Below are 22,363 nucleotides of genomic sequence, written 5' to 3'. Positions count from 1 at the left end.
CCGCCCCGACACGCTGCGCGCCCTGACCCGGGCGCCTGCGTGGCGCGCCGCCCGGCCTGATCCCGGCGCGATCAGATCCAGCTGCGGAACCACATCCGGGCGGCCCAGTCGCTCTGGTCGATGACCTGCGCGGTGTAGATCGGCCAGAAGTACGCCACGCACGCGACGACGACGAGCAGATAGGCCCCGACCACGGCCGCACCCCAGGTGCGGCGGCGGGCACCGGCCGGCTCGGGGTCGCCGTCGTCGGTGACGGCAGGCGCCGGACCTAGCAGCATGCCGAGCACCATCGTGACGGCCAGCGCGAGGAACGGCACGAACACCACCGCGTAGAACGAGAAGATCGTCCGCTCCTCGTAGTTGAACCACGGCAGGTAGCCCGCGGCGACGCCGGCGAGGATCGCGCCCGCCCGCCAGTCGCGCTGGGCGAGCCAGCGGAAGGCGACGACCGGGAGCGCGGCGATGCTGGCCCACCAGAGCGCCGGCGTGCCGAGCGCGAGGATCGCCTGCGAGCACGAGCCCGACCCGCAGCCGGTGACGCCCTGGGGATACCAGAACGCGACCGGGCGGCCGAGCGCCAGCCAGCTCCACGGGTTCGACTGGTAGGCGTGCTTCGTGCGCAGGTTGCGATGGAACTCGTACGCCTGGGCGTGGTAGTGCCAGAGGCTGCGCAGGCCGTCGGGCACCAGGCCCGCCAGCCCCGAGGCCGGGTTGTCGCGGCCCCAGTCCCGGCCGTACGCCTCGGTGCCCGGGGAGAGGAACCACCCGGTCCACGACAGGAGGTAGACCGCGACGGGCACGACGCCGAGCGCGACGACGGCGACCGGCAGGTCGCGGCGCAGGGCGGCGGTGTAGGGGCGGGCGACGCCCGCCGCGCGGCGGGCGGACGCGCTCCACAGCAGGCTCATCAGCCCGAAGAGCGCAAGGTAGAACGCCCCGCTCCACTTGGTCGCACAGGCCGCGCCGAGCAGCGCGCCGGCGGCGAGCAGCCAGGGCCGGGCGCCGAGCGACGGCCCGCTGCCGGCAGCAGCCGCGTCGAGGGAGCGCGCCAGCCGGGCTCTCGTCGCGTCCCGGTCGACGAGCAGGCAGGCGAAGGCCGCCAGCACGAAGAACATCAGGATCGAGTCGAGCAGCCCGGTGCGGCTCATGACCAGGTGCAGGCCGTCGAGGGCGAGCAGCAGGCCGGCCACGCAGCCGAGCAGCGTCGAGCGGAAGAGCCGGCGCCCGGCGCGGGCCAGCACGAAGACCGCGAGCGTGCCCAGCAGCGCGGTCGCGAAGCGCCAGCCGAACGCCCCGTCGAACAGCTGCTCGCCGAAGCCGATGACCCATTTGCCCAGCGGTGGGTGAACGACGTACTCCGGCACGCCGTCCTTGACCTCGACGCCGTAGTCCCACAGCGACGCGCCCTCGGACGGGTAGTAGACCTCGTCGAAGACCTTCTCGCCGGGGCGGCCGAGGTGCCAGAACCGGAGCACGCCCGCCACCGCGGCGACGAGCAGCGGGCCGAGCCACCCGGCGAGGCCGTCCTGCGGCATCGGGGCGTTCAGCCGCCTGCCCGCGGCGGTGGCCAGGCTGCGGCCGGGGGAGGGGGCGTCGGTGGCGGGCGCGGGCTCGCCCGGGGGCTGCCCGGGCGGGGCGAGCGTGCTGGCCATCGGGCCATCGTAGGGTCGCAGCGTGAGCGACGACCCTGAGCCGGGCGTGCTCGTGCTCGCCGGCACGCCGATCGGCAACCCCGCGGACGCGCCGCCCCGGCTCGCCGCGGAACTGGCCGCCGCCGACGTCGTCGCCGCGGAGGACACCCGGCGGCTGCGCCGGCTGTGCGCAGCGCTCGACGTGCCGCCGCCGGCCCGGGCGCTGAGCTACTTCGAGGCCAACGAGGTCGCTCGCACCCGCGAGCTGCTCGAGGAGCTCGAGCGCGGCGCCCGCGTGCTGCTCGTGACCGACGCCGGGATGCCCAGCGTGTCCGACCCGGGCTACCGGCTGGTCGCCGCGGCTGTCGAGGCGGGGGTCCGCGTGACGGCCGTGCCCGGGCCGAGCGCCGTGCTGACCGCGCTCGCCGTGTCGGGGCTGCCCGCCGACCGCTTCTGCTTCGAGGGGTTCCTGCCGCGCAAGGCCGGCGAGCGCGCCCGCCGGCTGGCCGAGCTCGCGGCCGAGCCGCGCACACTGCTCTTCTTCGAGGCCCCGCACCGGCTCGCCGCGGCGCTCGCGGACCTCGCGACCGCGTTCGGGGCGGACCGGCCCGCTGCGGTGTGCCGGGAGCTGACCAAGACCTACGAGGAGGTACGTCGCGGCCCGCTCGGCGAGCTGGCCGAGTGGGCGGCGGGCGACGTACGCGGAGAGATCACGCTGGTCGTCGCGGGAGCCCCACCGGCCGCGCCCGGCGACGTCGACGACGCGGCACTGGCCGAGCGCGTCGCCGCCCGGGTCGAGGCCGGCGAGGACCGGAAGGCGGCGCTGGCCGCGGTGGCCAAGGAGGCCGGGGTCCCGAAGAAGCAGGTGTACGCCGCGGTGCTCGCCGCCCGCGCTGTGGACGACGACGCCGAGGGCTCGGAGCCGCCGCACTAGGCTGGAGCGCATGGCTCGCCCCGTCCTCACCGCCGTCGCCTGGCCGTACGCCAACGGCCCGCGGCACATCGGCCACGTGTCCGGCTTCGGAGTCCCCTCGGACGTGTTCAGCCGCTACATGCGGATGGCGGGCAACGACGTGCTGATGGTCAGCGGCACCGACGAGCACGGCACCCCCATCCAGGTGCAGGCCGACGCCGAGGGGCTGACCGCCCGCGAGCTGGCCGACCGCTACAACCGGGTCATCGTGCAGGACCTGCAGGGCCTCGGGCTGTCCTACGACCTGTTCACCCGCACCAGCACGCGCAACCACTACGCCGTGGTGCAGGAGATGTTCCGGACCCTGCACCGCAACGGCTACGTCGTGCCGAAGACGACGATGGGCGCCATCTCCCCGTCGACGGGACGCACGCTGCCCGACCGCTACATCGAAGGCACCTGCCCGATCTGCGGCTACGACTCGGCCCGCGGTGACCAGTGCGACAACTGCGGCAACCAGCTGGACCCCACCGACCTGATCAACCCCAAGAGCCGCATCAACGGCGAGACGCCGCAGTTCATCGAGACCGAACACTTCTTCCTCGACCTGCCCGCGTTCGCCGAGGCGCTCGGGTCGTGGCTGCAGTCGCGCGAGGACTGGCGGCCGAACGTCCTGAAGTTCTCGCTCAACCTCCTCGACGACCTGCAGCCGCGCGCGATCACCCGCGACCTCGAGTGGGGCGTCCCGATCCCGCTCGAGGGCTGGGAGGAGCGCACCGACAAGCGCATCTACGTCTGGTTCGACGCCGTGATCGGCTACCTCTCGGCGTCGGTCGAGTGGGCCCGGCGCAGCGGCGACCCGGACGCGTGGCGCCGCTTCTGGCAGGACGAGCAGTGCCGCGCCTACTACTTCATGGGCAAGGACAACATCGTCTTCCACTCGGTGATCTGGCCCGCGATCCTGCTCGGGTACGACGGCAAGGGCGCCGGGGGCGGCGAGCCGGGGGAGCTCGGCGAGCTGGGCCTGCCCACCGAGGTGGTCTCGAGCGAGTTCCTCACGATGGAGGGCAGGAAGTTCTCCTCCTCGCGCTCGGTCGTCATCTACGTTCGCGACTTCCTCGAGCGCTACGACGCCGACGCGCTGCGCTACTTCATCGCCGTCGCGGGCCCGGAGACGCAGGACACCGACTTCACCTGGTCGGAGTTCCGCCGCCGCAACAACGACGAGCTGGTCGCCGGCTGGGGCAACCTGGTCAACCGCTCGATCTCCATGGCGGCGAAGAACGTCGGCGCGGTGCCCGCGCCCGGCGAGCTGACGGACGAGGACCGCGCGCTGCTGGCGACGACCGAAGCAGGATTCGCGAGCGTGGGCTCGCTGCTCGAGAAGCACCGGCAGAAGGCCGCGATCGGCGAGGCGATGCGCGTCGTCGGCGAGGCCAACAAGTACCTCTCGGACCAGGCGCCGTGGAAGCTCAAGGACGACCCGGCGCGCCGCGACACCGTCCTCTTCACCGCGCTGCAGGCGATCAGCGACTGCAACACGCTGCTCGCGCCGTTCCTGCCGCACAGCGCGCAGAAGATTCACGAGATGCTCGGCGGCCAGGGGGTCTTCGCCCCGCTGCCGCGCATCGAGGAGGTCGACGACCTCGACGGCGGCCCGGCGTACCCGATCCTCACCGGCGACTACTCCGACGTCCCGCGCTGGGAGTCGCGCCCGATCGCGCCCGGGACGCCGCTGTCGCCGCCGACGCCGGTCTTCAAGAAGCTCGACGAGTCCATCGTGGAGGAGGAGCTCGCCCGGCTGCAGGGCGGGGCCACCGAGTGACGGACGGGCCGACGCGGGGCCGCAAGGGCGGCGAGCGCACTCGCGACACCTCCCGCCCGCCGGCCCCCGAGCCGCTCCCGCTCCCCGTCGCCGATGCCCACTGCCACATGGACATCGCCGACGGCGAGGAGTGGTACGCCCCGGAGCAGGCGATCGCCGACGCCGCGGCCGCCGGCATCACCCGCATCGTGCAGGTGGGCTGCGACCGGCCGGGGGTGAAATGGGCGGTCGAGGCGGCCGAGCGGTTCCCGACGGTCGTCGCCGGCGTCGCGATCCACCCCAACGAAGCCCCGCTGCTGGCCGGCAAGGGCGAGCTCGACGACGCCCTCGCGGAGGTCGACGCCGCGTCGGCCCACCCGCGGGTGCGCGCCGTGGGCGAGACCGGGATGGACTTCTTCCGCACGGGCGAGGACGGACGTGCGGTGCAGGAATCTTCGTTCCGGTCCCACATCGAGATCGCCGACCGGCACGGCAAGGCGCTGATGATCCACGACCGCGACGCCCACGCGGACGTGCTGCGCGTCCTGGCCGACCGGGCGCCGGAGCGCGTCGTCTTCCACTGCTACTCCGGCGACGCGGACATGGCCCGTCACTGCGTCGAGCGCGGCTGGTTCCTGTCCTTCGCAGGCACCGTGACGTTCAAGAACGCCGAGCCGCTGCGCGAGGCGCTGCGCGTCACGCCGCTGGACAACGTGCTCGTCGAGACCGACGCGCCCTACCTCACGCCGATGCCCTTCCGCGGGCGGCCGAACGCGTCCTACCTCATCCCGCTCACCGTGCGGCTGATGGCGCAGGTGAAGGGCGTCGCGGTCGAGGAGCTGTGCCTGGCGCTCGCGGCCAACACCGAGCGGGCGTTCGGGAGCTGGTGACGGGGCGCCACGGGAGCCGGCGCCCGTCGTAGTCTCACCCGCGGAAGGCCGGCTCCGGGCGCACGTCCTGGCCCGCCCTGCGCTGCCCCGGGACCAGGGAAGCTGAGCCTGCGGGGCGGGCGTGCAGCGGCCTGCGGGCCGGGCGCATGAACGGCAGCTCGACGAGGCGGTGGAAGCCCCAGCTCACAGCCAGCACGAGCGCCAGCCCCACAGTCAGCTCGAGGGCGAGCGTCGGCGCTCCCTGCGGCACCCCGAGCGCCTTCTCCAGGCCCTGCTGGAAGTAGTACAGCGTCTGCTGGTGCAGCAGGAAGACGCTGTAGGACACGAAGCCGAGCCAGGCGAGCCAACGCACGGACAGCGCGGCCGAGACCGCGTTGCCCGGCCGGGCGGCGAGCGCGAGCAACGCGGCGAAGCCGGTGGACAGCAGCAGCTCGCGGGCGGGCAGGTGCGCGAGCGGTGCGTTGCGGACCAGGCCACCAGCGATGCAGACGCCGGCGACGACCGCGAGCGGCACGGTCAGCTGACGGGCGGTGCGGGCCACGAGCACGGCCGCCAGCGCCCCGGCGCAGAACTCCATGAGCCGTCCCGCTGCGTTGAGCGTCAGCAGCAGGCCCATCGGCTCGGGCTGCGGGTTCAGGTCGAGGACGACCCGGTACGCCACGCTGGCCGCGGCTCCGAGGGCCAGCACGAGCGCACCCCGGCGCCGCAAGGCCAGCACCAGCAGCGGGAAGAGCAGGTAGAACTGCATCTCCAGGCCGAGGGACCAGAAGCTCCCGCTGATGCCGTTCCAGTATTCGGGGAAGAGTGAATGGGTGAACGTCAGATGGGTGAAGAGGTCTGCAGCTGACGGGAGTGGCTGCCAGGACGCGCTGATCCCCAGCGCGCGATAGCCGGCCACCAGGACCGCGGGCAGCGCCACGGCGTACGCGATGGCGGCGTAGTAGGGCGGGGCGATGCGGCGTACGCGGCGGCGCAGGTAGGTGCGCCAGTCGAAGCGCTCGACCCCGTTCTGCCGCTCCAGGAGCGGAAGCATCAGGCAGAAGCCGCTGAGGATCATGAAGAGGTCGACACCGGCGTTGAGCTCGAACATGGCGCCCAGCCCGTGCGAGCTCGGGCTGCCGGCGAACTCCCACGAGTGGAAGGCCAGCACCATCAGGCAGGCCAGCGCCCGCGCTCCGTCGACGCCCGGCCTGCGGACGCGTCCCCCTACGGTTCCCATCGCCTCGACTGTGCGGCGCGGGGCGGTGCTGCTCCTGGCATCCTGCGTGCCGCCGCTCGTGCGGGTGACGGAATTCGCCCGTAGGGTCAACCGCGACCCGGCCTACCCTGGCTGCAACGAGTGGGCCAGCTGCTTGACCGGTCCCCCTCGGAGCCAGACCCGTCCGAGCCGGACCGTCCACAGGGAGTGCTGAGGTTGACCGACGCGCTGGGGGCCGCGCTCCTCGGGCCGCGCGAGGTGCGTGCGCTGGCGGCGGAGCTCGGGGTGCGCCCCACGAAGACGCTCGGCCAGAACTTCGTGATCGACGCCAACACCGTGCGGCGGATCGTCCAGGTCGCCGACGTCGGCGCCGACGACGTGGTCGTGGAGGTCGGCCCCGGGCTCGGCTCGCTGACCCTGGCCCTGCTCCCGGCCGTCTCCCGCGTCGTCGCGGTCGAGATCGACCCCGTGCTCGCCGGGCGGCTCGAGCAGACGGTCGGCGAGCGCGCGCCGGCCCTGGCCGGGCGGCTCGAGGTCGTCCGCTCCGACGCGCTCGAGGTCGACACGCTGCCCGGCCCGGCGCCGACGGCGCTCGTGGCCAACCTGCCCTACAACGTCTCGGTGCCCGTGCTGCTGCACCTGCTCGAGCGCTTCGCGACCCTGCGCCGCGGCCTGGTGATGGTCCAGGCCGAGGTGGCCGACCGGCTGGCGGCCGCCCCCGGCAGCCGTGTCTACGGAGTGCCGTCGGTCAAGGCGCAGTGGTACGCGGAGGTGTCCCGGGCGGGTGCCGTCGGCCGGCACGTCTTCTGGCCGGCGCCGAACGTCGACTCCGGGCTCGTCCGGCTGGACCGGCGGGACCCGCCGGAGACGACCGCGACGCGCCAGGAGGTCTTCGCGCTCGTGGACGCCGCTTTCGCCCAGCGCCGCAAGGGGCTGCGCGCAGCCCTCGCCGGCTGGGCGGGGTCGCCCGCCCGGGCCGAGCAGGCCCTGCGCGCCGCAGGCATCGACCCGCTGGCGCGCGGCGAGTCGCTCACGGTCGAGGACTTCGCCCGGCTCGCCGCCCAGCGGGCGCTGCCCGGTCCGGGCGCGTCCGCCGGCTGAGCGCGCTCCACCTACGATCGGGAACCGGCCGCGCCGAGCGGCCAGGGCGGTGCGGCACCGGTCCGCCTGCGGTAGGCACCACGTGGACAGCGGAGGCGAAGAGCATGGGGCGGCGTGTCCGCGTACGCGTCCCGGCCAAGGTGAACCTCCAGCTGGCCGTGGGGCCGCTGCGTGAGGACGGCTATCACGGCGTCGTCACGGTCTACCAGGCGGTGGGGCTCTACGACGAGGTCACGGTCGAGGCAGCTGACGGGCTCGAGGTCGTCGTCACGGGAGACGAGACCGTGGGCGTGCCTGCCGACGCCACGAACCTTGCCGCGAAGGCTGCAGCGCTCCTGGCCCGCGAGGGCGGCCGCGCGCCTGACGTGCGTATCACTCTGCGCAAGGGCATCCCGGTCGCGGGCGGCATGGCCGGCGGGAGCGCGGACGCGGCAGGCGCGCTCGTGGCGTGCAACGCCCTCTGGGAGCTCGGCCTCGACGCGGACAGGCTGGCTGCGCACGCGGCGGCGCTCGGCAGCGACGTGCCCTTCTCCCTGACCGGTGGCACGGCGCTGGGCGTCGGCAGAGGCGAGCGGCTCACCGCGGTGCTGTCGCAGGGCAGCTTCACCTGGGTGTTCGCCCTCGCCGAGGGCGGACTGTCCACCCCGTCCGTCTACGCCGAGTGCGACCGCCTGCGTGCCGGCGCCCCGGTGCCCGAGCCCGCGGTGTCCGACGCCCTGCTGTCAGCCCTGCGCGCCGGCAGCGTCTCCGGTGTGGGCGCGGCGCTCGACAACGACCTGCAGGCCGCGGCGGTCAGCCTGCATCCCGGCCTGCACGCGGTCCTGGAGGCCGGACGACGCTCCGCGGTGGGCGGATTGGTCTCGGGCAGTGGCCCGACGTGCGCGTTCCTCGCCGCGGATCGGGAAGCGGCCGCGCGGATCGTCCACGACCTGGAGGCGGTCGAGGGCGTGCGCGGGGTGCGTACCGCCTCTGCTCCGGCGCACGGGGCCCGCCTTCTCGATCCACAGGGAGCCTGAGCCATGGTCGCCACCCTCGCTGCCCTCGAGGGCGTCTCCAAGTCCTGGGGTACGCGTACCGTCATCGACGACGTGACCATCGGGCTCACCGAGCGGGCACGCGTCGGCGTCGTCGGCCGCAACGGCGGCGGCAAGTCGACCCTGCTGCAGTTGTTCGGCCGGCGTGTGGCCCCCGACACCGGGCGGGTCGTGCACGCTGGCGGCATGCGGGTCGGCATGCTCACCCAGGCCGACGACCTGCCCCTGGGCGTACCCATTCGCGAGCTCGTCGTCGGGGACCTGCCCGAGCACGCCTGGGCCGGGGACCCCCGCGCCCGCGACGTCCTCGACGGCCTGTTCGGCGGCGTCGCGGCTTTCGCCGCGCTGGACAGGGACTCCTCAGGCCTGTCCGGCGGAGAACGCCGCCGGGTCGCCCTCGCCCGGCTGCTGCTCGGCGACGACCACCTCATCCTGCTGGACGAGCCGACGAACCACCTCGACGTCGAGGGCGTCGCCTGGCTGGCCCGGCACCTTCGGGCCCGGCGCGGCGCGTTCGCCGTCGTGACCCATGACCGGTGGTTCCTCGACGAGGTGTGCGACCGGACGTGGGAGGTCGTCGACGGCGCGGTGCACGAGTTCGAGGGGGGCTATTCCGCGTACGTCCTCGCCCGCGCCGAGCGTGCCCGGCAGGCGGCGTCCGAGGAGGCCAAGCGGCAGAACCTCATCCGCAAGGAGCTCGCGTGGCTGCGTCGCGGTGCGCCCGCGCGGACGAGCAAGCCGAAGTTCCGAATCGCCGCGGCAGACGCGCTCATCGCCGACGAGCCACCGCCGCGCGACGACGTCGAGCTGGTGGCGTTCGCCAGCGCGCGGCTCGGCAAGACCGTCCTGGAGATCGAGGACGGCACCGTCGACGTGCCCGGCCGGACGCTGCTCGACCGGGTCACCTGGCGGCTCGGCCCGGGGGACCGCGTCGGTGTCGTCGGGGTCAACGGCGCCGGCAAGAGCACCCTGCTCCGGGTGCTCGCGCAGCAGCACCCGCTCAGCGCGGGGCGGCTCGTGGTGGGGAAGACGATCCGCGTCGCCTACCTGTCGCAGGAGGCCGCCGAGCTGCCACCGGACCTGCGGGTCATCGAGGCCGTCGAGGAGGTCAAGCCGGTCGTCGACCTCGGCAAGGGACGCGAGCAGAGCGCCGCCCAGCTCCTCGAGCGGCTCGGCTTCGGCCGCGACCGGCAGTGGACGCCCGTGACCGACCTGTCCGGCGGCGAGCGGCGCCGGCTGCAATTGCTGCGGCTGCTCATGACCGAGCCGAACGTCCTGCTCCTTGACGAGCCGACGAACGACCTCGACACGGACACGCTGTCCGGCCTCGAGGACCTGCTCGACGGCTTCGCGGGGACCCTCGTCGCCGTGAGCCACGACCGCTACTTCCTGGAGCGGGTCTGCGGGTCGGTCTGGGCGTTGCTCGGCGATCAGGGAATCCGGCACCTGCCCGGGGGCGTCGACGAGTACCTCGAGCGGCGCGCTGGGCTCGAGGCGGCTGCCGACGCCGCGGTGGCCGCCGCCGCAGCTCCGGCTTCGGCCCGCGCGGCCGGCGACAACCGCGAGGCACGCAAGGAGCTGACCCGCATCGAGCGGCGCCTCGACCGACTCGGGCAGCGCGAGGCCGAGCTGCACGCCGCGCTCGCCGCCGCGGCGACCGACCACGAGCAGCTGCAGACCCTGGACAACGAGCTGCGCGGCCTCGTCGCCGAGCGAGCCGAGCTCGAGGAGCGCTGGCTCGAGCTGTCGGTGGGGTGAGCGGGTCGGGCGGGCGGCCCCGGCGCTAGCGGCTGGCCGAGGAGGAGACCCCGGGCCAGTCGGGGCTGACGTCCGGCGCGTCCTGCGCTACGGAGATGAGGACCCAGCCCGACAGGGCGAGCAGCACCACGGCCCCGGCGGCGAGCGCGGCGCCGCGCAGCCTGCGACCCGCCAGCAGGCCGAAGGCGGCGACGTAGACCAGCGCCCAGCCGGTCCACCCGACGTAGGCGAAGCGCAGCGCGACGACGCGCACCTGGGTGGTCGTGTAGACATAGGCCACGAACGCGATGGCCGCCGTCGCGAGCACCGCGCCCATGAGCAGTCGGCTCTCCGCCGCCCAGTCGCGGACGGTGCGCAGCCGCGCCAGCGCCAGCACGCCTCCGGCCAGGCCCGCCACCGTGAGGAGCACGGCCAGCGCGTCGAGGGCAGTGGGCGACACGATGAGGTTGCGGTAGTACTCCGTCGGCAGCCAGAGGTAGGTGATGACGTTGCGCGCCAGCGGGATCGGCGCCGCGCTCACCGGGTCGAACGGGTAGCCCGCCTCCTCGATGGCCTTCTCTCCCGTGAGGTCGCCGTAGAGGTCGAGGTTGCGCAGGAACCACCACCCCGTGACGACGGCCAGCGCGACGACGGACGCCGCGACGGCGCGCCACTCCCGTCGCCATGCCCACACCGCGAGCAGCACGACGGCGACGGGGAACGCCGTCACCTTGGCCAGGATCGCGAGACCGGCCAGCGCGCCGGCGACGGCGGCCCTGCCTGGGTTGCGCGCGGCAGCGGGAACGAGCCCCACATGCAGCGCCAGCGCCGCCAGGAGCAGGCTCAGGGTGTCGTTCTGCACGCTGGTCGACATCGCGAGCATCATCGGGTTGAGCGTGACGAACCCGAACGCCACGGGGAACGCCCAGCGTGCACGGGGAAGCGCGCGCGTGACGAGCGATGCGGTCACCGCGCCCAGCGCGAGCAGTTCGGCGAGGCCGAGCGTGCGTACCGCGTAGAAACCGGCCAGGTCACCGGCGATCCAGCGCGTCACGGCCAGGACGACGGCGCCCAGGGCGTACGCCAGCGGGCCCTGCTGCGCTTGGTACGTCACGTCGGGCTGGCCGAGGCGCGGCAGTGTCCAATCCTCGGCGATGTGCATGACGTTGAGCCAGTGCGAGGGCTCGTCGTAGGGGAGCCCTCGCGGGACGAGCCCGACGTAGACGGCCCCCAGGGTGGCCGAGACCAGGGCGATGGCTAGCGTCGCAGGGGCCCAACTGCGGACCGGGCGGCCGGCGTGGCCGGGCCCGGACGTCGCGGAGCCGGCGGTAGAGCCCGCGGGCCCTCGAGTCACGGTCGCATCCTCCACGGCGTCATCCTGGCAGGGGCGGACGCCGGGGCGGGCGGCTTTGCGGTTGCGCGGGAGGCCGGCGGTCATCCCGTCGCGGGGTGCCCGACGCCCGGCTCGAAGACGCGGCCAGACCCGTCGAGGGGGAGGAGGAGCCGGCGCAGCAGCTGCGCGAGCTGCTGCTGCTCAGGGTCGTCCAGCGCCGCGAGCACGACGCGCTCGCGGGCCAGCAGCGCCGTGAGCGCGGCTTCGGACCGGGCCGCGCCCTGCGGGGTCAGGACGACGAGCACGCCCCTGCCGTCGCGCGGGTTCGGGGCCCGGCGGACCAGCCCCTTCGCCTCCAGCCGGTCGACGCGGTTCGTCATCGTTCCGGACCCGACCAAGGTTTCGTGGGCGAGCTGCCCCGGCGACATGGAGTGCGGCGCCCCCGCGCGGCGCAGCGCGGCGAGCACGTCGAACTCCCACGCCTCGAGCGCAGCGTCGGCGAAGGCGTCCCTACGGGCCAGATCGAGCTGGCGCGCCAGCCGGCTCACGCGGCTGAGAACCTCCAGCGGACCTACGTCGAGATCGGGCCGCTCCCGCCGCCACGCGGCGACGATCCGGTCGACCTCGTCAGCTCCAGCAGGGCCTTCTCCAGCGGCCTGAGGCGCCGCGCCGCTCACCGCGACAGCAGCTTCGGCTTGGCCTCGAGGTTCTTCAGACCGTTCCAGGCGAGGTTGACCAGGTGTGCGGCGACGTCGGCCTTGCGCGGCTTGCGGGCATCGAGCCACCACTGGCCGGTCAGCGCGACCATCCCGACGAGCATCTGCGCGTAGAGCGGCGCCACCTTCGCGTCGAACCCGCGGTTCTTGAACTCCGCGATGAGGATGTGCTCCACCTGGCTGCCGACGTCGCTCATGATCGTCGCGAACGTCCCGCCGCTCGACGAGGCGACGGGGGAGTCGCGGACGAGGATGCGGAAGCCGTCGCTGGAGGACTCGATGTAGTCCAGCAGCGCGAGCGCGGCCTGCTCGAGCAGCTCGCGCGAGCGGTCGGTCGTGGTCAGCGTGCCCGTGATGGACCCGAGCAGCCGCTCCACCTCGCGGTCGACGACGACGGCGTAGAGCCCTTCCTTGCCGCCGAAGTGCTCATAGACCACCGGCTTGGAGACCCCTGCCTTCGCCGCGATCTCCTCGACCGACGTGCCCTCGAAGCCCTTCTCGGCGAAGAGCGAGCGGCCGACGTCGAGCAACTGCTCGCGGCGCTCCTTGCCCGTCATGCGCACCCGCCCGCCGGCCGACCCGTTGCGGGCGGCCCGGCGGGCGGGAGGAGAGGCGTCCGTCACGCCTCTATCGTCTCAGGCTGCGGCCCCACGGAATTCACGCGGAGGGGCGCAGGCCGGCGCGCAGGTGCACGTCCTAGGCCGCAGTGCGCTTGGCGTCCAGCCGTGCGCTCACGGGCCAGCGGACGTCGTAGGCCCAGTGCAGCTTCTCGAAGAGCCAGATCGTGCGCGCGGTGATGTCGATCTGACCGCGGTTGACCCCGTGGCGGGCGCAGGTCGGGTCGGCGTGGTGCAGGTTGTGCCAGGACTCGCCGAGCGACGGGATCGCCAGCCACCAGACGTTGCCGGAGCGGTCGCGGCTCTTGAACTCGTGCTCGCCGATCGCGTGGCAGATCGAGTTGATCGACCAGGTGACGTGATGCAGGGCCGCGATGCGGACGAGGCTGCCCCAGAAGAACGCGGTCACCGCGCCCTGCCACGACCAGGTCAGCAGGCCGCCGAGCAGGGCGGGGACGAGGAGCGAGGCCAGCACCAGGTAGGGGAAGGCGCGCGAGACCCGCAGGATGTCCTTGTCCTTGAGCAGGTCGGGCGCGTACTGGCGCTGGTTGGTCTGCTCGACGTCGAACAGCCACCCCATGTGCGCGAAGAACAGGCCCTTCATCAGCGCGGGGAACGTCTCGCCGTAGCGCCACGGCGAGTGCGGGTCGCCGTCCTTGTCGGAGAACTTGTGGTGGCGGCGGTGGTCGGCGACCCAGCGGATGACCGGGCCCTCGACGGCCAGGCTGCCGGCCACCGCCAGCCCCACCCGCAGGCCGCGCTTGGCCTTGAAGGCGCCGTGGGTGAAGTAGCGGTGGAAGCCACCGGTGATGCCGAAGCCCGAGATGAAGTACATGACCAGGGCGATGACGACGTCGGACCAGCCGAGCCCCCAGCCCCAGGCCACCGGGACAGCGACGATCAGCGCCAGGAAGGGGACGGCGATGAAGAGCGCGAGCGCGACCTGTTCCCACGTCCGCTTGTGGTCGTCGCCGTGGAAGGCGCGCTCGGCCTCCAGGTCGAGGTCGACCGACGCCGTCGGCCGGTCCGCAAGGGGGGAAGCGGTCACTGGGGCTCCTTGCATTGCGGGAGAGGAAAGGCGGGGGCCGGCCGCGTCGAACTCGCGGCGACCTGCTACTACCCCGGCTACGCTACCGTAACCTACGGACGCGTAGGAAGATCTGCGGAGACTCCATTCTCGGCCAGGTCGTGCAGTCTCCGCTGCCGCGAAGAGCGTAGGGCGTGCCCGGCAATCCTGTCGAAATCGGCCTCACGTGCCCGAAGAGTCCACGCGGCAGAGTCACCCCGACGAAGGTGGACGCCTGCGCCAGAGTGCCCGCCGGCAGCTCGAGGCCTGCCCGCTCGGCTCCGGCCTCGCTAACCTGCAGAGATGACCGGCACGGGAGCGGAATCCGGCCAGGTGCGCTGGCGGGATGAGGCACGGTGACTCGGGCCGCAGACCCGGTCCGGGTCCTCTTTGTCTGCACCGGCAACATCTGCCGGTCCCCGGCGGCGGCCGCACTCGCAGAGAGCCTGTCCGACGGCGCGGTGCTCGCGACGAGCGCCGGGACAGCGCCGGTGACGGGCGCCGAGGTCCACCCGTTCACCCTCGCGGCTCTGCAGCGCCGCGGCGTGCACTTTGCCGGGCCCGCGGGCCGCCCGATCACCCGCCGGCTCGTGGAGTCCGCCGACCTCGTGCTCGGGATGACTCGGGGCCACCGCGCGCACGCCGTGCGCACCTACCCGCCGGTGCTGCGCCGGGCGTTCACGCTGCGCGAGCTCTCCCGGCTCGTCGCCCGCGCCGAAGCGCCGACGGAGGCAGGGGCGCGGGAGTGGGCGCTGGACGTGGGTCGCTGGCGCGGGTTGGCGGCGGACGGTGACGACGACGTGATGGACCCGATCCGTGGCCCGGCGCAAGCGCACGAGGAGGTGGTGGCCCTGCTCGAGCGCGAGCTGCGCGTCGTGCTCGCGCCGCTGGCGCGGATCGCCCGGGTCAGGCGGTGACGCCGAGGACCTCGTCGTGCTGTCGGAACCACTCGATCGTGCGCGAGAGCCCGTCCTCGATCGGCACCGTCGGCTCCCAGTCGAGCTTGGCGCGGGCAAGGGTGATGTCGGGCTGGCGCACGCTGGGGTCGTCCTGGGGGCGGGGGACGAACTCGATCTGGGAGCTGGAGCCGGTGAGGTCGCGGATCCACCGGGCGAGGTCGAGCATGCTGAGCTCGTGGGGGTTGCCGACGTTGACCGGGCCCTCGAGGCCGCTGCGCACGAGCCGCAGGATGCCCTCGATGAGGTCGTCGACGTAGATGATCGACCGGGTCTGGGACCCGTCGCCCGCCACCGTGATCGGCTCGCCGACCAGCGCCTGCCGGATGAAGGTGGGGATCGCCCGCCCGTCGTTCGGGCGCATGCGCGGGCCGAACGTGTTGAAGATGCGCACGATGCCGGTGTCGACGTCGTGGGTGCGCCGGTAGGCCATGGTCAGCGCTTCGCCGAAGCGCTTGGCCTCGTCGTAGACGCCGCGCGGCCCGACCGGGTTGACGTGGCCCCAGTAGGACTCCGGCTGCGGGTGGACCTGCGGGTCGCCGTAGGTCTCCGACGTCGAGGCGAGCAGGAAGCGGGACCCCTTCTCGCGCGCCAGGCCGAGCGCGTGCAGCGTGCCGATGGAGCCGACCTTCATCGTCTCGATAGGCAGCTGGAGGTAGTCGATCGGCGAGGCCGGCGAGGCGAAGTGCAGGACGGTGTCCACCGGGCCGGGCACGTGGATGTAGTCGGTGACGTCGGCCCGGACGAGCCGGAAGCCCGGGCGCTCGAGCAGGTGGGCGACGTTGGCGGGCGTGCCCGTGACGAAGTTGTCCAGGCAGAGCACCTCTTCACCGTCGGCCAGCAGGCGCTCGCACAGGTGCGACCCCAGGAACCCCGCGCCACCCGTGACAACTGTGCGGCCCACGCCACGATCCCCTCGTCAACGCCCGCGGGCGCTCCTCGACCTCGGCGTGATCCTACGGGTCAGGGCACCGCGCCAAGGCCGTCCGCGCAAAGCGCGCTGCCGGGCGGCGCGGGCGGTCGGGGCGGGGGTGGCAGACTGGCGCCGCCCCCGCCCCGGGGTGGTCCGCCGTGGTGTAACGGCAGCACGCAGGCCTTTGGAGCCTTGCAGTCTTGGTTCGAATCCAAGCGGCGGAGCGGGAGGCCCGGCGGCCGCCGGTAGGCTCGTGGGGTCGCCTGACGGCCGCGCCTCGGCGACGGCAGCACCTTCCTCCATCAGAGCCCCACCAGCACGAACGAGCGCAGGAGCGCGTGTGAGCCTCGCCCCGTCCACCCCTTCCTCGACTCCTCCGGGCCCGGCGCCCGTCGACGCGGTGGTCGTGCTGGCGGCGGGCGAGGGGACGCGCATGAAGTCCCGTACGCCCAAGGTCCTGCACGCGGTCGCCGGCCGCAGCCTGCTCGGGCACGTGCTCGCGGCGGCGGGCGAGCTGTCGCCCGAGCGCGTCGTGGTCGTCGTCGGCGCCGGGCGCGACCATGTCGTCGCCCACCTGTCGGCGATCGAGCCCGACGCCGTTCCCGTCGTGCAGGAGCGCCAGGGCGGCACCGGCCACGCCGTGCGCACCGCTCTCGAGGCCATGCCCGAGCTCACCGGGACGCTCGTCGTGGCCGCCGGCGACACCCCGCTGCTCACGCCGGCGACGCTGCGCGCGCTCGTCGAGGGGCACCGCACCGCGGGCGCCTCCGCCACCGTCCTCACGGCCCTGCTCGAGGACCCGACGGGCTACGGCCGGGTGCTGCGGGACGCGACCGGCGGGGTCGCGGCGATCGTGGAGCACCGCGACGCGACGCCCGAGGAGCGGGCCGTGCGCGAGATCAACAGCGGCATCTACGTCTTCGCCGTCGAGCAGCTGCGAGCCGCGCTCGGCCGCCTGACGACGGACAACGCGCAGGGCGAGGAGTACCTCACCGACGTGCTCGCGATCCTGCGCGAGCAGGGCCGGCCCGTCGCGGCCGTCACCGCTCCCGACGCGCTCGACGTGGCCGGCGTGAACGACCGGGCCCAGCTGGCCCAGGCCGGCGCCGCCCTGCGCGACCGCCTGCTGCTGCACTGGATGCGCGCCGGCGTCACGGTCGTCGACCCGCTGACGACGTGGGTCGACGCCGACGTCGCGCTGGCCCCGGACGTCACCCTGCTGCCGGGCGTCCGGCTGCACGGCGGCACCACGGTTGCCGCGGGCGCGGTCGTCGGCCCGGACACCACGCTCGTGGACACCGAGGTCGGGGAGGGCGCGGTGGTGCGCAGCTCCACCTGCGAGGGCGCGCGCGTCGGCACCGGCGCGACGGTCGGCCCCTACACGTTCCTGCGGCCGGGCACCGTCCTCGGCGCCGGGGCGAAGGCGGGCGGCTTCGTGGAGATGAAGAACGCCGTGCTGGGGGAGGAGGCCAAGGTGCCCCACCTGTCCTACGTCGGCGACGCCGAGGTGGGCGCCGGCACGAACGTCGGCGCGGCCACGATCTTCGCCAACTACGACGGCGTCGCGAAGCACCGCACCAAGGTCGGCGACCACGTACGCATCGGCAGCGACACCGTGCTCGTGGCCCCGGTGACCGTGGGGGACGGCGCCTACACGGCAGCCGGCTCGGTGGTCACCGAGGACGTGCCGCCCGGCGCGCTCGCGGTCGGGCGCAGCCGGCAGGGCAACGTCGACGGGTGGGTGGAGCGCAGACGGCCGGGCACATCGAGTGCACGGGCAGCGGCCGGCAGCGGGCCGGGGGGCCGCCAGGGCGAGGACGGCAACGGCAACGACAGCGAGGGAGCAGGCCGATGAGCGGGATGACCGCCAAGGGCGAGAAGCGGCTGATGCTGTTCACGGGCCGGGCCCACCCCGAGCTCGCCGCGAGCGTGGCGCAGGAGCTGGGCGTCGAGATCGTGCCGACGTCGGCGTACGACTTCGCCAACGGCGAGATCTTCGTCCGCTTCGAGGAGTCGGTGCGCGGCAGCGACGCCTTCGTCATGCAGAGCCACACGGCGCCGCTGAACCAGTGGATCATGGAACAGCTGATCATGGTCGACGCGCTGAAGCGCGCGTCGGCCAAGCGCATCACCGTGGTCATGCCGTTCTACGGCTACGCCCGGCAGGACAAGAAGCACCGCGGTCGCGAGCCGATCTCGGCCCGCCTCATGGCCGACCTGTTCAAGACCGCCGGCGCCGACCGGCTCATCGTCGTCGACCTCCACACCGCCCAGATCCAGGGCTTCTTCGACGGCCCGGTCGACCACCTGTTCGCCCTCCCCGTGCTCGCGCAGCACGTCGGGGCGCGCCTGGACCACAGCCGGCTCACCGTCGTCAGCCCGGACGCCGGGCGCGTACGCGTCGCGGAGCGCTGGACCGACACGCTCAACGCCCCGCTGGCGATCATCCACAAGAGGCGCGACCCGCGGGTCGCCAACCAGGTCAAGGTGCACGAGGTCGTCGGCTCGGTCGAGGGCCGGCTCTGCGTGCTCGTCGACGACATGATCGACACCGGCGGGACGATCACCAAGGCCGCGGACGCGCTCTTCGAGAACGGTGCGGCCGAGGTCGTCGTCGTCGCCACCCACGGGGTCTTCTCCGACCCGGCCGTGGACCGGCTCAAGAACAGCCGGATCAGCGAGGTCGTCGTCACGGACACCCTGCCGATCTCGCCGGAGCGCCGCTTCGACAAGCTCACGGTGCTCCCGATCGCGCCGCTGATCGCGCGCGCCATCCGCGAGGTCTTCCATGACGGGTCGGTCACCAGCCTCTTCGGCGGCGAGGCCTGAGTCCGCCGTTCGGGCACATCTCGGAGGTTCGGCGCCCACGGGAGCGCTCCGGACCGTAAGGTCATAACACCACGCACAAGGGGGGCCCATGCGCATCCGATCCGACGGCCTGGCCGCTCGCTCGTTCGACGCGGAGACGGTCGTGCTCGACCTGGAGAAGTCGCAGTACCTCACCCTGAACGAGACCGGCTCGTTGCTCTACGAGCTGCTCCGCCAGGAGCGGACCATGGACGAGCTGGTGGACGCCGTCGTCGCCGAGTACAACGTGGACCGCGTCATCGCCATGCGCGACGTCGAGGCGTTCGTCGGCTCGCTGCGCGAGCACGGCCTGCTCACCGGGAGCGACGTCCTGGCCTGAGCGCGCTCGCTCCGGCACGCAGACACCGACAGGCCCGCGGGACTTCCCGCGGGCCTGTGGCGTCCTGTGAAGTCTGTGGTGTCTTGGGAGCCGGTCGGGCTAGTAGCCGGCCTGCAGCGGTCCGGAGCCCTCGGCCGGGGGAGCCCCCTCCCACTCGCGGAACGGGCGCAGCCGCAGCTGCGTCTCGTGCTCGGGTGCGGGCCGGCCGTCGGGGAACTGGCCCTTGAAGTACTTCAGGCTCAGCGGTGCGGGCTCGGCGAATCCGTGCTCGGCCAGGAAGTTCACCTGGCGGGCCTGCTGACGGTCGGCGTGGAAGCGCTCGGCACCGGCGCGCGAGACCGGGTCCTCGTCCAGCGGGACCCACTGCGGGTCCAGGCCCGCGAGCGCTCCGCGCTGCTGCGGCACGAGCATCGCGATCGGCTCGCCCTCCTCGAAGCGTACGGGGTGGCCCGGGCGGGTCAGCTTCCAGTTCATCGTGAACGTGACGGCCGCCCAGTCGGTCTCCACCAGGCCCTCGAGCGCGCTGATGCCGTCCTTGGGCCGGTTCGCCGGCCCGCGCACCAGCAGGTTCACCCCCGGTGGAGTGCGGAACAGCACCGGGATCGCGAAGCTGACGACACCCGCCCCGAACGCCGAGTGGGCGATGGCGTCGCGGCGCCCGCCGTCCGCGGTGATCGCGACGTTGCCCGCGGCGTCCTCCCCGTTCCACTCGACCGTGACCGCGACCGGGTTCAGGACCTCCCAGCCGTTCTCGTTGGCCATCAGCAGAGGCAGGCAGTGCTTGCCCGCGCGTGCCCGCCCGGCGTCCAGCCACTCGCGCTTGCGGGCCGACGGGACGACGCGAGTGCGGGCCGAGGGCGGGCCGCCGAAGTAGCCGACGAGCGCGTCGCCCGCAACGGGGCGCAGCCCGAGCCCCGTCGCGGGATCGGCCGCAGCGGTCGAACCCCCATCAGCCTGGTCGAGCTGTGACATCCCGGCCTTCTTCCATGTCTCGCTGGTCGGATACGTGACCAATACCACTTCAGGGTCGCAGGCAGTGCCGGGCGGCAAATGTCCGGTTTTAACCCGGCCTGGCAATCACGCACGGTGACGTGAGCTGACTGCAGCGCAATCTCGCTGGTCCGTCCGAGTCGTTTGCGTGAACTCATGCGGATCTAGCTTGAAGCCTGTCACGTCCCTCCCCTACCGTCTTCGATGTTGCATCCATCTCACAACGGAAGGGGGGGTTCAGATGCGCGAGTACTCCGCTCCGCAGCTGACCGTCGTGGGCTCGCTCGAGCGTCTCACTGCGCAGTCCACTGCGGGTTCCCAGACGGACGTGCCGATCGGCACGCCGGTGCCGCCGTTCTCGATCTTCTCCTGATCGAGCTGCACGGCTTGACGGAAGGGGCTGTCCGACCTCGGTCGGGCGGCCCCTTCTGCATGTCCGCCGGCACTCCGTCGAGCCTGCGCAGCCTGGCCCGCCGCCGTCCGGGTGACCTGACGAAGGACAGGCCGCACGAGGCGTCGCGCTCTGGTTCCCTCGACGCGAGCGCCGGGGCCGCCGGCGCCGTGCCGAGGCCGCGTCGCGGCCATGAGGGACCGGGGGGCCGGGATGAAGGACTACGTGGCACCGCAGCTGACCGTCGTCGGGACGCTGGAGCAGCTGACCGGGCGGTCGGACGTCGGCTTCGCCAGCGACATGCCGCTGGCGCACCCGGGCACCGTCTTCACGGTCTTCTCCTGAGCCCCTCGCCGGCGGGGCCGCTCCCCTATGCTCGCGCCATGGGTGGGCGAGCATGACGCGTGCGCACGGGATCGAGCTGGTCGTGCCGCAGTCCTGGGAGGACGTCGAGCTGACCCGGTCGCTCGCGCCGGACGGGTTCTACCGGCTCACCCCCTTCGAGGTCGCGGCCGGCTGGGTCCCGGGCTTCGACCGGCTGACGCCGTGGCCGGCCGACGTGGACCCGGGCACCGCTCGGCACGCGTTCGAGCAGGCCGTGCTGCGCGCACTGTTGCGCCCCCCGTGCGTGATCGCCTTCTCCGGCGGCCGTGACTCCAGCGCCATCCTGGCCGTCGCGGTGAAGGTCGCCGACCGGGAGGGGCTGCCCCGCCCGATCGCGGCGACGCACGACTTCACCGGCCGCGGCAACGCCGACGAGACCCGGTGGCAGGAGCTGCTCATCAAGGACCTGGGCCTCACCGACTGGGTGCGGATCCCGGACACCGGCAGCTTCGACGTGCTCGGCGAGCGCGCGCTCAACGTCCTGCGCACCTACGGCCTCGTCTGGCCGCCCCTGGGGCACACCCACTCCCCGCTGTGGGAGCTGGCCCGTGGCGGCAGCTTCCTCACCGGCGAGGGCGGCGACGAGGTGATGATGGAGCGCCGCGTCAGCGTCTTCACCGGCACCTGGCAGCGCCGCCCGCGCCCGTCCCGCCGGCTGCTCGAGGGCATGGTCGAGAGCGGTGCCCCCTCGTTCGTACGCCGCCGACGGCTGCGCCGCTTCGTCGAGGCGCACGACGAGCACCCGTGGATGCAGCCCGGCCCGCGCGAGGACTACTACCGCCGGCTGACCGAGGACCGGGTCGCCGAGCCGTTCCGCTGGAGCGACTCGGTGCGCCGCGCCCCAGCCCGCCGGGCGGTGCTGCGCTACATCGCCAACGTCAACAAGGTGGCCGGGGCGATGGACGTCGAGTGTCACTACCCCTTCCTCGACCGCGCCTTCGTCGAGGCCTGGGCGCGCGAGTGCGGGACCTGGGGCTTCGCGTCGCGCCGGGAGTCGACGGACAAGCTGTTCGGTGACGTGCTCCACCCCGAGGTCGTCTCGCGGGTGGGCAAGGCGCGGTTCAACGAGGTCGCGGTCGACGAACTGTCGCGCGACTTCGCCCGCTCCTGGTCCGGCGCCGGGGCCGACCCCGAGCTGGTGGACGCCGAGGTGCTGCGCAAGATCTGGATCGAGCCGAACGCCCACGCCGCGTCCATGTCGATGCTGCACGCCGCGTGGCTCGCCGAGAACGGCCTGCCGCAGGTCCCGGCCCCCCGGCAGCCGTGACGGGTGCTGTCGGCGCGACCGGGGCGGCGCTGCCGCGCCGGGTGGTGCGCAAGGGTCGGGCCGTCGCGCGCCGCGGCCGCGAGGTGTTGACGGTGCTCGCCCTCGCGTCACGGGTGGAGCTGGACGTCCGCCGGCTGGCGCTGCCGGAGCTGGCCGCGCGCTACGGGCTGCGGCTGGCCGCCGAGGCGCCGGGCGAGCCGCCCGAGGCGCTGCTGCCGCGGTGGGCGGGCGACCG

The 22,363-nt window shown here is 73.4% G+C and carries 22 protein-coding genes and 1 tRNA gene; 15 read left to right on the top strand and 8 right to left on the bottom strand.

The annotated features are described in order from the left end of the window. Positions 1-71 precede the first annotated feature (71 nt). Positions 72-1,652, bottom strand: a complete 1,581-nt coding sequence (locus G9H71_RS16330) for a dolichyl-phosphate-mannose--protein mannosyltransferase (RefSeq protein ID WP_166283675.1) — start codon at positions 1,650-1,652, stop codon at positions 72-74. Positions 1,653-1,674: 22 nt separating this feature from the next. Here G9H71_RS16330 and rsmI point away from each other — a divergent pair, with 22 nt between their 5' ends. From rsmI to G9H71_RS16315, 3 genes are read left to right on the top strand one after another with little or no spacing between them, the layout of a single operon-like run. Next, the gene (gene rsmI / locus G9H71_RS16325) at positions 1,675-2,565 is read left to right on the top strand and encodes a 16S rRNA (cytidine(1402)-2'-O)-methyltransferase (RefSeq protein ID WP_166283673.1); all 891 of its coding nucleotides are present in this window, start codon (positions 1,675-1,677) and stop codon (positions 2,563-2,565) included. 10 nt (positions 2,566-2,575) lie between these two features. After that, positions 2,576-4,369 carry a methionine--tRNA ligase gene (gene metG / locus G9H71_RS16320; RefSeq protein WP_166283671.1) on the top strand — a complete coding sequence of 598 codons (1,794 nt, stop codon included), beginning with the start codon at positions 2,576-2,578 and terminating at the stop codon, positions 4,367-4,369. After that, positions 4,366-5,238 (top strand): TatD family hydrolase, encoded by an 873-nt coding sequence (locus G9H71_RS16315; protein WP_166283669.1) that lies wholly within the window; start codon positions 4,366-4,368, stop codon positions 5,236-5,238. The genes metG and G9H71_RS16315 overlap by 4 nt, the downstream gene beginning before the upstream one ends. A gap of 34 nt (positions 5,239-5,272) precedes the next feature. On the opposite strand, the gene G9H71_RS16310 is transcribed toward G9H71_RS16315, so the two are convergent. Continuing rightward, positions 5,273-6,457: an acyltransferase family protein gene (locus tag G9H71_RS16310; RefSeq protein WP_166283668.1), complete on the bottom strand. Its 1,185-nt coding sequence runs from the start codon at positions 6,455-6,457 to the stop codon at positions 5,273-5,275. Positions 6,458-6,646: 189 nt separating this feature from the next. On the opposite strand from G9H71_RS16310, the gene rsmA reads away from it, so the two are divergent. From rsmA to G9H71_RS16295, 3 genes are all read left to right on the top strand, one after another. Continuing rightward, positions 6,647-7,537 carry a 16S rRNA (adenine(1518)-N(6)/adenine(1519)-N(6))-dimethyltransferase RsmA gene (gene rsmA, locus G9H71_RS16305; protein WP_407939773.1) on the top strand — a complete coding sequence of 297 codons (891 nt, stop codon included), beginning with the start codon at positions 6,647-6,649 and terminating at the stop codon, positions 7,535-7,537. Positions 7,538-7,641: 104 nt separating this feature from the next. Then, on the top strand, positions 7,642-8,553 hold the full coding sequence (locus G9H71_RS16300; protein ID WP_166283667.1) for a 4-(cytidine 5'-diphospho)-2-C-methyl-D-erythritol kinase: 912 nt from the start codon (positions 7,642-7,644) through the stop codon (positions 8,551-8,553). A 3-nt stretch (positions 8,554-8,556) separates the two neighbouring features. Further along, complete coding sequence (locus G9H71_RS16295) at positions 8,557-10,329, top strand: ABC-F family ATP-binding cassette domain-containing protein (protein WP_166283666.1); 1,773 nt, start codon at positions 8,557-8,559, stop codon at positions 10,327-10,329. Positions 10,330-10,354: 25 nt separating this feature from the next. Here the strand turns inward: G9H71_RS16295 and G9H71_RS16290 are convergent, their stop codons facing one another. The 4 genes from G9H71_RS16290 to G9H71_RS16275 all read right to left on the bottom strand — a co-directional run bounded on the left by G9H71_RS16290 (position 10,355) and on the right by G9H71_RS16275 (position 14,022). Beyond that, positions 10,355-11,662 (bottom strand): hypothetical protein, encoded by a 1,308-nt coding sequence (locus tag G9H71_RS16290; RefSeq protein ID WP_166283665.1) that lies wholly within the window; start codon positions 11,660-11,662, stop codon positions 10,355-10,357. 80 nt (positions 11,663-11,742) lie between these two features. Next, entirely contained in the window at positions 11,743-12,318 is a 576-nt protein-coding gene (locus G9H71_RS16285; protein ID WP_166283664.1) for a MarR family winged helix-turn-helix transcriptional regulator, read from the bottom strand. Further along, positions 12,315-12,914: a TetR family transcriptional regulator gene (locus tag G9H71_RS16280; protein ID WP_166283677.1), complete on the bottom strand. Its 600-nt coding sequence runs from the start codon at positions 12,912-12,914 to the stop codon at positions 12,315-12,317. The genes G9H71_RS16285 and G9H71_RS16280 overlap by 4 nt, the downstream gene beginning before the upstream one ends. A 139-nt stretch (positions 12,915-13,053) precedes the next feature. Further along, the gene (locus G9H71_RS16275) at positions 13,054-14,022 is read right to left on the bottom strand and encodes an acyl-CoA desaturase (protein ID WP_331273054.1); all 969 of its coding nucleotides are present in this window, start codon (positions 14,020-14,022) and stop codon (positions 13,054-13,056) included. A 374-nt stretch (positions 14,023-14,396) separates the two neighbouring features. Between G9H71_RS16275 and G9H71_RS16270 the strand changes: the two genes are divergently transcribed. Further along, positions 14,397-14,957, top strand: a complete 561-nt coding sequence (locus tag G9H71_RS16270) for an arsenate-mycothiol transferase ArsC (RefSeq protein ID WP_166283662.1) — start codon at positions 14,397-14,399, stop codon at positions 14,955-14,957. On the opposite strand, the gene G9H71_RS16265 is transcribed toward G9H71_RS16270, so the two are convergent. Then, positions 14,947-15,900: a UDP-glucuronic acid decarboxylase family protein gene (locus G9H71_RS16265; protein WP_166283661.1), complete on the bottom strand. Its 954-nt coding sequence runs from the start codon at positions 15,898-15,900 to the stop codon at positions 14,947-14,949. The genes G9H71_RS16270 and G9H71_RS16265 overlap by 11 nt on opposite strands. 161 nt (positions 15,901-16,061) lie before the next feature. Here G9H71_RS16265 and G9H71_RS16260 point away from each other — a divergent pair. The 4 genes from G9H71_RS16260 to G9H71_RS16245 all read left to right on the top strand — a co-directional run bounded on the left by G9H71_RS16260 (position 16,062) and on the right by G9H71_RS16245 (position 19,096). Beyond that, a tRNA-Gln gene (locus tag G9H71_RS16260) sits at positions 16,062-16,133 on the top strand. Between the two features lie 116 nt (positions 16,134-16,249). Beyond that, positions 16,250-17,764 (top strand): bifunctional UDP-N-acetylglucosamine diphosphorylase/glucosamine-1-phosphate N-acetyltransferase GlmU, encoded by a 1,515-nt coding sequence (gene glmU / locus G9H71_RS16255; protein ID WP_166283660.1) that lies wholly within the window; start codon positions 16,250-16,252, stop codon positions 17,762-17,764. Then, positions 17,761-18,738: a ribose-phosphate diphosphokinase gene (locus tag G9H71_RS16250; RefSeq protein ID WP_166283659.1), complete on the top strand. Its 978-nt coding sequence runs from the start codon at positions 17,761-17,763 to the stop codon at positions 18,736-18,738. Before glmU ends, G9H71_RS16250 begins: the two co-directional genes overlap by 4 nt. An 88-nt stretch (positions 18,739-18,826) precedes the next feature. After that, the gene (locus G9H71_RS16245; protein WP_166283657.1) at positions 18,827-19,096 is read left to right on the top strand and encodes a PqqD family protein; all 270 of its coding nucleotides are present in this window, start codon (positions 18,827-18,829) and stop codon (positions 19,094-19,096) included. Between the two features lie 99 nt (positions 19,097-19,195). On the opposite strand, the gene G9H71_RS16240 is transcribed toward G9H71_RS16245, so the two are convergent. Next, positions 19,196-20,068, bottom strand: a complete 873-nt coding sequence (locus G9H71_RS16240) for a DUF6065 family protein (RefSeq protein WP_166283655.1) — start codon at positions 20,066-20,068, stop codon at positions 19,196-19,198. 259 nt (positions 20,069-20,327) lie between these two features. On the opposite strand from G9H71_RS16240, the gene G9H71_RS16235 reads away from it, so the two are divergent. From G9H71_RS16235 to G9H71_RS16220, 4 genes are all read left to right on the top strand, one after another. Then, complete coding sequence (locus G9H71_RS16235; RefSeq protein WP_166283653.1) at positions 20,328-20,459, top strand: lasso RiPP family leader peptide-containing protein; 132 nt, start codon at positions 20,328-20,330, stop codon at positions 20,457-20,459. Positions 20,460-20,669: 210 nt separating this feature from the next. Beyond that, positions 20,670-20,822 (top strand): hypothetical protein, encoded by a 153-nt coding sequence (locus G9H71_RS16230; RefSeq protein ID WP_166283651.1) that lies wholly within the window; start codon positions 20,670-20,672, stop codon positions 20,820-20,822. Between the two features lie 52 nt (positions 20,823-20,874). Beyond that, positions 20,875-22,128 (top strand): asparagine synthase-related protein, encoded by a 1,254-nt coding sequence (locus G9H71_RS16225; protein WP_166283649.1) that lies wholly within the window; start codon positions 20,875-20,877, stop codon positions 22,126-22,128. Next, positions 22,125-22,363 (top strand): hypothetical protein (locus G9H71_RS16220; RefSeq protein ID WP_166283647.1); only part of this gene is annotated, 239 nt, incomplete at its 3' end. The genes G9H71_RS16225 and G9H71_RS16220, both read left to right, overlap by 4 nt.

This window comes from Motilibacter deserti (assembly GCF_011250635.1).
In the GTDB taxonomy this organism is placed as follows: Bacteria; Actinomycetota; Actinomycetes; order Motilibacterales; family Motilibacteraceae; genus Motilibacter_A; species Motilibacter_A deserti.
The sequence above is the reverse complement of the archived record's forward strand: the minus strand, read 5'-3'. Positions and strand labels throughout refer to the sequence as shown.

Bases quoted from the DNA above. Each gene is read 5' to 3' on its own strand.
- G9H71_RS16245 (WP_166283657.1), top strand. From the start codon at position 18,827: ATGCGCATCCGATCCGACGGCCTGGCCGCTCGCTCGTTCGACGCGGAG.
- metG (WP_166283671.1), top strand. From the start codon at position 2,576: ATGGCTCGCCCCGTCCTCACCGCCGTCGCCTGGCCGTACGCCAACGGC.
- G9H71_RS16250 (WP_166283659.1), top strand. From the start codon at position 17,761: ATGAGCGGGATGACCGCCAAGGGCGAGAAGCGGCTGATGCTGTTCACG.
- G9H71_RS16300 (WP_166283667.1), top strand. From the start codon at position 7,642: ATGGGGCGGCGTGTCCGCGTACGCGTCCCGGCCAAGGTGAACCTCCAG.
- G9H71_RS16225 (WP_166283649.1), top strand. From the start codon at position 20,875: ATGACGCGTGCGCACGGGATCGAGCTGGTCGTGCCGCAGTCCTGGGAG.
- G9H71_RS16230 (WP_166283651.1), top strand. From the start codon at position 20,670: ATGAGGGACCGGGGGGCCGGGATGAAGGACTACGTGGCACCGCAGCTG.
- G9H71_RS16310 (WP_166283668.1), bottom strand. From the start codon at position 6,457: ATGGGAACCGTAGGGGGACGCGTCCGCAGGCCGGGCGTCGACGGAGCG.
- G9H71_RS16240 (WP_166283655.1), bottom strand. From the start codon at position 20,068: ATGTCACAGCTCGACCAGGCTGATGGGGGTTCGACCGCTGCGGCCGAT.
- G9H71_RS16295 (WP_166283666.1), top strand. From the start codon at position 8,557: ATGGTCGCCACCCTCGCTGCCCTCGAGGGCGTCTCCAAGTCCTGGGGT.
- G9H71_RS16235 (WP_166283653.1), top strand. From the start codon at position 20,328: ATGCGCGAGTACTCCGCTCCGCAGCTGACCGTCGTGGGCTCGCTCGAG.
- G9H71_RS16280 (WP_166283677.1), bottom strand. From the start codon at position 12,914: ATGACGGGCAAGGAGCGCCGCGAGCAGTTGCTCGACGTCGGCCGCTCG.
- G9H71_RS16330 (WP_166283675.1), bottom strand. From the start codon at position 1,652: ATGGCCAGCACGCTCGCCCCGCCCGGGCAGCCCCCGGGCGAGCCCGCG.